The organism is Thermanaeromonas sp. DSM 22490 (genome assembly GCF_056378755.1).
Window position 1 is genome coordinate 1 of the sequence record NZ_JBJHHE010000042.1, and the last position, 10,968, is coordinate 10,968.

General features: G+C 48.0%; 11 protein-coding genes and 1 riboswitch. Of the genes, 3 read left to right on the forward strand and 8 right to left on the reverse strand.

Annotation, left to right across the window (positions count from 1 at the left end; translation table 11 throughout):
• Nucleotides 1-34: 34 nt before the first annotated feature.
• The gene (locus AC1BI1_RS14810) at nt 35-673 is read right to left on the reverse strand and encodes a Crp/Fnr family transcriptional regulator (RefSeq protein ID WP_476718078.1); all 639 of its coding nucleotides are present in this window, start codon (nt 671-673) and stop codon (nt 35-37) included.
• 222 nt (nt 674-895) lie between these two features.
• Between AC1BI1_RS14810 and AC1BI1_RS14815 the strand changes: the two genes are divergently transcribed.
• Entirely contained in the window at nt 896-1,846 is a 951-nt protein-coding gene (locus AC1BI1_RS14815; RefSeq protein ID WP_476718079.1) for an aminopeptidase, read from the forward strand.
• A gap of 44 nt (nt 1,847-1,890) precedes the next feature.
• On the opposite strand, the gene AC1BI1_RS14820 is transcribed toward AC1BI1_RS14815, so the two are convergent.
• On the reverse strand, nt 1,891-3,237 hold the full coding sequence (locus AC1BI1_RS14820) for a citrate/2-methylcitrate synthase (protein WP_476718080.1): 1,347 nt from the start codon (nt 3,235-3,237) through the stop codon (nt 1,891-1,893).
• A 379-nt stretch (nt 3,238-3,616) separates the two neighbouring features.
• Nucleotides 3,617-3,868: a small, acid-soluble spore protein, alpha/beta type gene (locus AC1BI1_RS14825; RefSeq protein ID WP_476718081.1), complete on the reverse strand. Its 252-nt coding sequence runs from the start codon at nt 3,866-3,868 to the stop codon at nt 3,617-3,619.
• A 122-nt stretch (nt 3,869-3,990) separates the two neighbouring features.
• Nucleotides 3,991-4,158: riboswitch (cobalamin riboswitch) on the forward strand.
• A 161-nt stretch (nt 4,159-4,319) separates the two neighbouring features.
• On the opposite strand from AC1BI1_RS14825, the gene AC1BI1_RS14830 reads away from it, so the two are divergent.
• Together AC1BI1_RS14830 and AC1BI1_RS14835 are read left to right on the forward strand one after the other, a co-directional pair.
• Nucleotides 4,320-6,404 carry a ribonucleoside triphosphate reductase gene (locus AC1BI1_RS14830; RefSeq protein WP_476718082.1) on the forward strand — a complete coding sequence of 695 codons (2,085 nt, stop codon included), beginning with the start codon at nt 4,320-4,322 and terminating at the stop codon, nt 6,402-6,404.
• Between the two features lie 33 nt (nt 6,405-6,437).
• Nucleotides 6,438-7,118, forward strand: coding sequence for an anaerobic ribonucleoside-triphosphate reductase activating protein (locus AC1BI1_RS14835; protein ID WP_476718088.1), 681 nt, complete (start codon nt 6,438-6,440; stop codon nt 7,116-7,118).
• 71 nt (nt 7,119-7,189) lie between these two features.
• On the opposite strand, the gene AC1BI1_RS14840 is transcribed toward AC1BI1_RS14835, so the two are convergent.
• The 5 genes from AC1BI1_RS14840 to AC1BI1_RS14860 all read right to left on the reverse strand — a co-directional run bounded on the left by AC1BI1_RS14840 (nt 7,190) and on the right by AC1BI1_RS14860 (nt 10,550).
• Nucleotides 7,190-7,639, reverse strand: a complete 450-nt coding sequence (locus tag AC1BI1_RS14840) for a DUF1641 domain-containing protein (RefSeq protein ID WP_476718083.1) — start codon at nt 7,637-7,639, stop codon at nt 7,190-7,192.
• Nucleotides 7,640-7,654: 15 nt separating this feature from the next.
• Nucleotides 7,655-8,794, reverse strand: a complete 1,140-nt coding sequence (locus AC1BI1_RS14845; RefSeq protein ID WP_476718084.1) for an NAD(P)/FAD-dependent oxidoreductase — start codon at nt 8,792-8,794, stop codon at nt 7,655-7,657.
• Nucleotides 8,795-8,873: 79 nt separating this feature from the next.
• Complete coding sequence (locus tag AC1BI1_RS14850; RefSeq protein ID WP_476718085.1) at nt 8,874-9,116, reverse strand: sulfurtransferase TusA family protein; 243 nt, start codon at nt 9,114-9,116, stop codon at nt 8,874-8,876.
• 23 nt (nt 9,117-9,139) lie between these two features.
• Nucleotides 9,140-9,535: a DsrE/DsrF/DrsH-like family protein gene (locus AC1BI1_RS14855; protein ID WP_476718086.1), complete on the reverse strand. Its 396-nt coding sequence runs from the start codon at nt 9,533-9,535 to the stop codon at nt 9,140-9,142.
• Nucleotides 9,536-9,791: 256 nt separating this feature from the next.
• Nucleotides 9,792-10,550 carry a helix-turn-helix domain-containing protein gene (locus AC1BI1_RS14860; RefSeq protein ID WP_476718087.1) on the reverse strand — a complete coding sequence of 253 codons (759 nt, stop codon included), beginning with the start codon at nt 10,548-10,550 and terminating at the stop codon, nt 9,792-9,794.
• Nucleotides 10,551-10,968: the final 418 nt, after the last annotated feature.

Sequence of the window (10,968 nt, forward strand, 5' to 3'; positions counted from 1 at the left end):
GAGTCCCTGGTCAGTTACATCAGTAACAGGGGTATCAAGCTGGAAAAGAGCAGTTAGGGATTAATGGGGTTATCTTAAAGTTATTTAGCACTGAACTCACTGTCTGACGGGAGGTGCCAACCATGCAGGCTATTTCTTCATGAGTCAAGCGTAGCTTTAAAACTATTCCTTCCTTCTCTTCTTTTCCGCACCGTTCAGCCAGTTTCAGCAATAATAAGGCCAGCCTCTCTGGAATCTGGTAGTACATAATGTTATGTATTATACTTTCAGCTTCCCGCAGCCGGCTCCCCAAGACCTTAGCAATTTTGATGGCGAAGAGAGGATGTTCTATCAGGAGGTTTTCGAAGGCCTTCTTCTTCAGGACGGATAACTTTACATCTTCTAGGGCCTCGGCAAAACAGAGGCGCTCCGTTTCACACAAAGTCTCAGCAAGGCCGAATAGTTCACCGGAATGGCGAATGGATACGGTTACCCGGCGCCCCTCGGATGTTAACCGGTAAATTTTTACACGCCCGCAATTAATAAGGTAAACTTTGTCAGCAATGTCACCTGCGCCGAAGATTATGTATCCCTTGGGATAATGAGCATTAGAACTAGCGTTGCGAAAAATCTCTGCCTCCCATTCAGTTAATGTCATTGTTGCAGGCAGGTAGGTTATACTATTAAGGCCCATTGCCACCTACCCTTTCGTTGTGCATTATTTTCCCTGTCACGTAATAAACGATATTCGTCATTTATATGTTAAATCCTCTTTATAAATATAATTTATCGAGCCTGTTAACTTTAGGGTTTTCCTTATTCCTTCTTCGCCATTTCATGGTAAAATGTCTAAGGGAACTAAAAGGAAACTAAAAACGAAGATGGTAAGGCCCAAAAATACTAGGAGGTTGGACTTATGACGAACCTGTTCAAAGTAGCGCATCTTGCCCTGCAAACCTGCCTCGCCGTAAAAGCCGGAGAGCAGGTCCTAGTGGTTACTGATGAACCCTTGCGGGAGATCGGGGAGAACTTCTACGAGGCAGCTAAAGAGTTAGGTGCCGAAGCTTTACTTTTTTATATGCTGCCACGCGCCAATCACGGACAGGAGCCGCCTGAAGCTGTAGCCCAGGCCATGAAGGCAGCGCAGGTGGTAGTGATACCGACTTCCAAGTCACTTACCCATACCCAGGCCCGGCGCGAGGCCTGCCGGGCAGGAGCGCGTATTGCTACCCTCCCCGATGCTACAGTTGAGATGCTGGTGCGCACTCTAGAAGTAGACTATGAAAAAATGGCCGCCGAATGCAGGCATTATGCCCAAATTTTAACTGAAGGCAGTCGTGTTGAACTATATACACCTGCGGGGACCGAACTTACTTTTTCCCTAGCGGGCCGGCAAGGATATCCGGATACGGGGCTATATACTGCTCCTGGCAGCTTTGGCAATCTTCCAGCAGGGGAGGCTTTCATTGCTCCTGTGGAAGGGACGGCCGAGGGTAAACTGGTGATGGACGCGGCCCTGGCCGGATGGGGCGTACTGGAGGAGCCCTTGCGGCTACAGGTGCGCAAGGGCGAAGTGGTAGAAGTGGCAGGTTGCAGGGCTGCCGCATGGCTGGAAGAAATATTCCATCGTTACGGCCCGGCAGCGCGGAATATAGCCGAGCTGGGCATCGGGCTCAATCCCCGGGCACAGATAACCGGTAGAGTCCTGGAAGATGAAAAAGTACGGGGGACAGTACATGTTGCTTTGGGTGACAATATGAGCATGGGCGGCAGGATAGAGGCGCCCAGCCACCTGGACGGGGTGCTTCTAAAGCCAACCCTTATAATTGACGGACAAACGGTTCTGGAAGAGGGTGAGCTTAGATAAAAACAGAGATGGCCATAAGCCATCTCTGTAGAAAGCCGAGCAGGTTATCTTTGATCCAAAGGGATGTAACTTCTCTTAGGTAGTACATTCTTGTAAGCTGGCCTGATAATTCTTCCGCCACTTACAAGCTCTTCTATCAGGTGAGCACACCAGCCTGAAATTCTTGCTATAGCGAAGATGGGAGTATAGAGCTCCACCGGAATATTTAGCATCTTGTATACAAAGCCGGAATAAAAATCTACATTGGGAGCTATAATTTTATCAGCCTGTTTTTCGGCGGCGAATACCTCTGGAGCTACCTTCTCTATAGTTAAGTACAAATTGAACTCTTCTTCCATATTCTTGGCCTTAGCCAGTTCGGCTGCTTTCTCTTTCAACAAGACGGCCCGGGGATCGGACAGTGTATAAACGGCATGGCCTAACCCGTAAATTAATCCTTTCCTGTCGAAAGCTTCTTTCCTTAAAATCTTGGCCAGGTAATACTTAACTTCTTCTTCATCCTTCCAGTCCTTGACATTTTCTTTTATATCATCCATCATTTCCATTACTTTAATATTGGCTCCGCCATGCTTGGGGCCTTTTAAGGAACCCACCGCCGCAGCAATAACGGAGTATATATCGGTTCCGGTGGAAGCAACAACATGAACGGTAAAGGTGGAATTGTTACCTCCGCCGTGCTCGGCATGGAGCACCAGAGCCAGGTCCAGCAATTCAGCTTCAAGCTTGGTGTATTGATTATCAGATCTTATCATGTGCAGAAAATTTTCGGCGGTACCCAATTCCTTTTGCGGTAAATGTATATACAGGCTCTTGTTATCATAGTAATGGCATTTGGCTTGGTAGCCATAGGCTGCCATGATGGGGAAGCGGGCTATAAGCTCAATGCTCTGTCTAACGACATTTCTGATACTTGTATCATCCGGGTTTTCATCATAAGAATAAGAAGCTAAAACGCTCCTGGCCAATTTATTCATAATATCTCGGCTGGGGGCCTTAAGAATCATATCTTCTACAAATCCCTCGGGAAGGTTTCTTTTTTCTGCTAGAAGGTTTGTGAATTCCTGAAGGCTTCGCCGGTCGGGTAATTCCCCAAAAATTAGCAGATAACAAACTTCCTCGAACCCGTATCTATTTTCTTTCTGGAAGCCGTGAACAATGTCCCAAACATCGATCCCCCGGTAGAGCAAACGTCCCTTATCCGGAATTCTTTCACCTTCATCAAGAATATAACCATGTACCTCTCCTATTTCGGTTAAACCCACTAAAACACCGGTGCCATCTTTATTTCTCAAACCGCGCTTTACATTATACTTTTCATATAACTCCGGGTCGATATAATTATTTTTTTCGGCCAGCAAAGAGAGACCATCGAGAAAAGTCCGCTCTTCCATTGAAGGCAACATCCTTTCTTTGAGAGTTTGGATGGAGTTATAAATTTAATTATAGATCATTCACAAAATGCAGGGGAACAAGAAGCGCCAATGCTGGGATTAACATATTCCTGAAAGGCAGAAGGCTCTCTGGGTTGACAAGAAAGGATGTCCACCCAAAGCAAAAAGAAAATTTCAGCTGAAATCATATCTATATTCTCCAACGAGCCTCATTTTCCTCTAAAAAGTATAAAAAAGTTAATGACCTTTGGAAAGGGATTGAGACGGGCAATCAATGAGAAATAAATATGAAAGTCTTGGCTGGATAGGTAGGGGATGGGTACGGCTTTTGAAGTGCAGCTCCAGAAAAGATGGCGCCCTTTCGGGCGCAACCTTTACCTTAGAAGTTATCTCCTTTATCTCGCAGGTTTAGGCGAGCTTTACGCTCTCCTTCTTCAGCCAGAGCTTTTTCTCCGGCTTTGACCAGTTTGCGCACCATATTGCCGCCAATTTTACCTGCCTCCCGGACAGTTAACTCCTCGCCCGCATTGGCCAGATCGTCCTCTAAGCCCAGTTCTTTGGCCGTTTCCCACTTCAGTCTGTCCAGCTGATCTTCTGTACGGAGGGCATCGTTATTCTTCTTGTGGCTCATCGGCCTCACCTCTGGTTTAGGATACCCCAAAAGCATTGTTTCTTATGTAAGACATGTAGGGCCTGGCATCCTGGAGGTATTATATATCCCTTGACAAGGGGGAGGAATTTTTCTTTTTTTGCCGAAACCATTATTAAACGGGTTAAAGGGAAGCCGGTGGAAATCCGGCGCGGTGCCGCCACTGTGAAGGGGAGCCCTTACCAAGAGCCACTGGGGTAACCGCTACCCTGGGAAGGAGGTAAGGAGCGATGAATCTGAGCCAGGAGACCTGCCCGTTGGCATTCACACCTTTCACCCACGAGCATGGGGAGGGGGCTTAGGTAGGGAAAGGGTTAGAGGAAACTTACGCCCAACTACTTGGTAGAGGACATTCGTAGTTGGGTTTTTGCTTTGTTGGAGAGAAGGATTGGGTTTACAAGGATAAGAGTTAAAAAGAGGGGAGAAGAAAAAGATGTTGCCCAAGAAGATAATCAAACGGGATGGCCGCGTGGTAGATTTTGACCAAGAGCGCATTATCAACGCTATTTTCAAGGCGGCTAAGGCCGTAGGCGGGCAGGACCGCCGGCTAGCCTGTGAGCTGGCTAACCAGGTTACGGCCTTAATAGCCCAGAAATTTACTGACCAGCTGCCCACTGTAGAAGATGTACAGGATCTGGTAGAAAAGGTTTTAATAGAAAATGGACATGCCCGTACGGCTAAGGCCTATATCCTTTACCGCCAGCAACATGCCGAGTGGCGGGACTTCCGCAATCTTTTAGTCAATGTAGAAAAAATGGTGCAGGATTATTTAGACGGGCGGGACTGGCGCATCAACGAAAACAGCAACATGAATTATTCCCTGCAGGGGCTTAATAATCATATCATTGCGGCGGTAACTTCTAAGTACTGGTTGGAGAAGATTTATACTCCCGAGATTCGCCGGGCCCACGAAGAGGGCAGCATACATATACACGATCTGAGTCTTTTGGCTCCCTACTGCTGCGGGTGGGACCTGGCCGACCTTCTGGAAGTGGGCTTTGCCGGGGTGGGCCAGAAGGTGGAGAGCGCGCCGCCCAAACATTTCCGTACTGCCCTGGGACAGATGGCCAATTTCTTCTATACTCTGCAGGGAGAGGCGGCTGGCGCCCAAGCTTTTTCCAACTTTGACACTTATTTAGCCCCTTTCATCCGGTATGATGGCCTGGATTACCGGGAAGTGAAGCAAGCCCTCCAGGAGTTTATCTTTAACCTAAACGTGCCTACTAGGGTGGGCTTCCAGACACCTTTTGTCAATCTTACCCTGGACGTAGTTGTTCCTCCCACCTTGGCTAATGAGCCGGTAATAATCGGAGGAAAACGTCAGAAGGAATGTTACGGTGAATTCCAGAAGGAAATGGACTGGCTCAATCAGGCTTTTTGCGAGGTAATGATGGAGGGTGATGCTAAAGGCCGCATCTTTACTTTTCCCATCCCGACTTACAACATTACACCTGATTTTCCCTGGGAAAGTCCGGTGGCGGAGAAAATTCTGGCCATGACGGCCAAGTACGGCATCCCCTATTTTGCCAATTTCATCAACTCGGATCTTAAGCCAGAGGATGTGCGCAGCATGTGCTGCCGGTTGAGGCTGGATAACCGGGAGCTCAAGAAAAGGGGTGGCGGGCTTTTTGGAGCCAACCCCCTTACCGGTTCCATCGGGGTGGTTACCATTAATTTACCGCGGCTGGGTTATCTAAGCTCTTCTAAACAAGAGTTTTTAGAGAGGCTAAAGGCCTGCATGGATTTGGCTAAAGAGAGCCTGTTGCTTAAGCGTAACATCCTGGAAAAACTAACGGAACAGGGTCTTTATCCTTATTCTCGGTTTTACCTGCGGTACGTTAAAGAACGCTTTGGCAGGTACTGGGAAAACCACTTCAATACCATTGGTATAGTAGGCATGCACGAAGCTTTACTGGGACTTATGGGAAAGGGCATTGATACCGAGGAGGGCAGGGATTTTGCCCTGGAAGTGCTGGATTTCATGCGGGACACCTTAACCGCTTATCAGGAAGAAACGGGTCAACTCTTTAATCTGGAGGCTACCCCGGCCGAGGGCACTTCTTACCGCCTGGCGCGTCTGGACAAATCCCTCTATCCGGATATCATTACCTCGGGAACTGAAGAGCCTTACTACACCAATTCCACTCATTTGCCTGTTAATTTTACCCAGGATGTTTTTGAAGCCCTGGAACACCAGGATCCTTTGCAAATTAAATATACCGGGGGCACCGTCTTTCATGCCTATTTAGGGGAAAGGATAACAGACCTGGCTGCCTGCCGCCGCTTCTTACAGACAGTGATGGCCAATTTCCGCCTGCCCTATCTCACCATTACTCCAACCTTTAGCGTATGCCCGGAGCACGGTTACTTGGAGGGAGAGCAATGGACCTGCCCTACTTGCGGCCGGGAAGCGGAGGTGTGGAGCAGGATTGTGGGGTACTACCGCCCGGTTAAAAACTGGAATAAGGGCAAGCAGGCTGAATTTAGCGAGCGCCGAGTTTTTAACCTTGCAGGATAAAGGGTGTGGTGAGGCCCTATTACCATTAGAGGTATACAAAAGACTAGCCTGGTGGATTTTCCCGGCGAGGTTTGTACCACCCTCTTCTTCGGGGGGTGTAATTTGCGCTGCCCCTGGTGCCATAATGCTGATCTGGTATTGCGCCCTTCTGCTTTGCCGGAGATTGCCCAAGAAGAGATTTTAACTTTTTTGGACCGGCGGAAGTCTTTCATACAGGCCGTCTGTCTAACCGGAGGAGAGCCGACTTTAACCTTCAACCTGGAGGATTTTATCAAGCAATTAAAAGTAAGGGGGATTAAAGTCAAAATAGATACTAATGGCACGAAACCCGAAGTTATAGCCGGGCTTTTAGAAAAAGATCTCCTCGATTATGTGGCTATGGATGTTAAAGGGCCTCTGGAAAAGTATAACCTGCTTACAGGTGTCCGGGCGGATCTCGAGGCTATAAAGGAAACCATCACCCTTATTAAAAACAGCCGGGTGGCTTATGAATTCCGGACCACAGTGGTTCCGGGCCTGTTAACGGAGGAAGATCTTTTAGCCCTCGGGCATATGCTTTCCGGGGCTAGGCGATATGTTTTACAGCAGTTTAGATCCGCGGATTCTGTTATCGATGGATATTACCGGGATCTCCCTCCATATTCATCATCCACCTTAAGGAATATAGCACAAAAATTGGAACCGTTTTTTGATGAGGTAGAAGTTAGAAGCTAACCCACCTGTTTTTTTAATAATATAAAGAAGAGGGGTCCGCTGGCTTGTCCGGCCAGATGGGCCCCTTACTTCTACTGGGCAAAGTTTAGATTCGTAGAGAACTTTTGTAAAAAGGAAACCAATATCCCTAAACTCTTTTTAACTTGAGGGTCCTTTTTTAGTAGCCGCAGCAGGCTCCATAAGCTTCTCGGCGGTTGGTCCTTGCTTTCTTGAACAGCTTCCTCCAAGGCCTGGATAGTACCGGCTATGAGCTGGTCCCCGCCCAGGGATTGGATGCGGTCTAAGAGGGACAGGGTGTTTACCACCTGAGACAGAACACTGGTGACCACACCCGGTGTCAAGGAATCCTTGGCAGCCTGGATAACTACACCGAGCTTTATGAGGGTATCGAGGGTCCCGGTTGCTTGCAACCTATTCAATTCTGCTAGGAGGCTTTCAAGGTTATTATTAACCTTTTGCAGCTCCTGCAGAAGCTCTGAAGTCTCCGGGCGATTTAAATTGTAGGCGACTCCGTGGGCCATTTTCTCCCCTCCCCTTTACAAGATGCCACGAGCGGCCAACCAGTATATTTCGTTATAAGAGAGCTTAAACCAGTGCAGCATCTCCGAAGGCGGTACCAGTTTGGGCGGTTGTTCATAATTGAAAGTTATATAGGTGGCCTCCTTTAAACCGGTCTCAATGAAGCAGAAAGCTTTACCGTCATAACGGTGGGAGGCTGGAATCCCTTTTACTTGGCTGATTATATTTTTGACTACTATATCTGCCTCATAATGGGCGGTGGAGCCCGCTTTACTTACCGGGAGGTTGGTGGCATCGCCCACCACGTAGACGTTATCCTGTCCTTCCATTTTTAAGGTATAGCGGTCGGTGGTAATAAATCCATCTTCATCCCCTAGACCGGAATCTTGAATGACCTGGGCTCCGCGGTGGGCCGGGATGGAGACGAGCAAATCAAAGGGATGCTCTGACCCGTCCATGTTGTAGGCGATTTTCTTTTCCGGATCGACCTTTTCCAGGTTGAAGAACACTTCGTACTCGATTCCGCGCCTATCAAATTCTTGAACAGCCCAGCTCGCAATAGCTTCCATGGAATGAACGCGCCCAATGGGATAAGTGTACTTCAATTTCACTTTCTCACGGATACCCAATTCCCTGTAAAAATCATCGGCCATAAAGATAAACTCCAGGGGTGCCACAGGACACTTGTGGGGCACATCGATGGTTAAGAGCAAAGTGCCTCCCTGAAAGTTTAACATGGCCTCCCGTAACTTAGCGGCACCTTCCGGAGTATAGAAGGTGTGGCCGGCTTCCGCCAGACCGGGCACCGAGTTCATATCGGGATAGGACCCGGTGGCTATCACTAGAAAATCATAATCAAGGGATTGCCTCTCAGTGATAACCTTGTGGCCCTTAACATCTATGATCTTCACTTCGTCGATAACTAAATCGATTCTGGGGTGCAACAAGTATTTTTGCTCCCTTTCGAACTGTTCCACAAAGCCCTCATTAAAGGCTATAAATAAAAAACCGGGCTGGTACGTGTGCTTTGCGGTATTGGCTATTTGCACTATTTCCAGTTTACCGTTATTGAGCTCTTGGACCGTAGATCGGGCTAAGCGGTTGGCCACCATAGTACCGGCCACGCCGCCGCCAACGATAACTATGCGTTTGGTCATTAGCCTGACCCCCACCGAAATCACATTTTGGGGTATGCGCCGGTTCTGGGCGCACACCCCGCACCTCCGCGCCTCTCTACTATTTCGTTTTTCTTACTGCGATGCGCCAGAAGTCGCCCTCTGGCTGGCAATATATTAGTTCATGCCCCATTTTGTTGACCCATTCCGGTACGTCTTTAGCCGAACCGCTATCGCTGGACAACAATTCATACACATCTCCCACCTGGCCGCGCTTAATAGCTTTGACCAGTTCCATGAGCGGCCCCGGACAGTAGGAGCCCCGGGCATCAATGGTCTTGGTAATGTTTATTTCCTCAGACATGGATATACCCCCCAAAAACCAACCTACATTACGATGACCTGGCTGCCTGCAGCCTTGCCCAAGAAAGCAGTAACGCCAATTATATCCTCAAAAATGTCTATGAAATCTTCTTTTTTCCATCCCATCAGGTCTATGGCCATGGCACACCCAAATACCTTTAAGTTCCCCATGTCCTTACCGTTTTCTAGGAGCTTATAGAATAGATCGACGTTTTTATTTAACATTTCCTGGCCAATAAGACCTGCTTTAAAATCCTTGGCCTCAATCACCTCTTTGCGAAAAGATCTTAAAGCTTCCATAGTGACAAAGACATTAACTTCCATTCCCGACATAGAGGCCACTGAACTGATAAGACACCCGGCTTGCAACTTCTCCAATTCTCCGGAAAGTAAAATAACGGACAATTTGGGTTGTTCCACAGTGATTCTCCTTTCTTGTTGTGATTTTCTCATGATTTTCCCCAACGGAGCTGCCGCAGGTTACAAAGTTTCACCCCCTTCTTCAGCACTAAACCCCTTCCGCAAAAGGTAGTGAAAGTGAACCTTTGACCAAATCCCGAAATCTCATCCTGTCTTCGTTAAAATAGATATTCGACAAGTCAAAGAAAATTCCTCCCATACTTTAAAAAGGCTTCGCAAAAAATTGCGTTAGCGAAGACGAAAGCAAAAAAATTTGCTACTCCAGTTCAGCCTGTTTAAATACTTCTATAAACTTAAGGAGAAAACGGAGCTGTTTTTCGTTTAAATGGCAGATCTGTTTAAGTACCGCCTGAACATTGCTGTTGAGGAGGAGAGCCCTTAAATCAGGTCCCATGGAGGCCAGCATATCTTCCAGCTGATTTTGGGCTACTAGCAAGTAGCAAGGCGAGATACCCAAAGCTTGGGCGATTTTCTCAATGGTCTTAAGGGAGGGTTGGACCTTTCCGGCTTCGATCTGACCGATGAGGGCGGCAGAAACTCCGGCCTGGTCAGCTAAGGCGCTCTGGGTCAAGCCCAGGGATTCACGCACGCTTTTAATTTTTTTTCCGATCCAGTTTTCTGAATAACTCAAGAGCAGCGAAAGGGGGACTTCCAGGGCCGCAGCAATTTTATTTAAAGTGTCAGCCGCCGGGTGGAGAACGCCCCTTTCAATTTCGCTTAAGTAAGTGAAAGAAATACCCGTTCTGGCGCTTAAATCTTTTAACGAGAGGCTTTTCTCCTGGCGGATCATCCGGATTTTATCTCCCAAACTCACTTTCGTTTCCGCAGGCAAAAGGGCTTCTCGGGGGATATTAAGAGCAGCACAGATTTTATCCAGGGTCTTTAAAGAAGGCCGCTTGTGTCCCCGTTCTATCTCACTTAAATAGGAAGGGGAGATGTTTGACTTGCGAGCCAGATCTTCCAGGGTATAACCTCTTTCTTCCCGGAAATTACGTATAGCAGGACCTATTTCCATAGAGATTACTCCTTCTTAGGGCTTGTAACTTAAACGTCAGTGCTTCTGCTCTAAAATCCTAACTTATCGTTATGAAAGTTGCAAGACCCGAGCCTATTGAGTTATCCCCACTTTTTACAGGGGAGGCCTGCTTGGACTTGAAAGCGAGCGACTAAACCCGAGCGGTAGCCAAACTTAGAGAGGTGAAAGGCGGAGGCAGGCCCGAGGCCACGGATGGCCGAGGCCGGCAATTGAGACAGGATGTCGAATTGGCCGGGAAGCCTGCCGGAGCCTTGAGCCGAAACGCTAGTTTGGCCCGCGAGGGTTTCGGGAGCGAGCGCAAGCCAAGCAGGCCTAGGCTCAAAACTGTTGGCATGATAAAACCGCAACCCTGACGAATTAATCTATTAGGGTGGGATACAAGCAAAGGTGGGTGCAG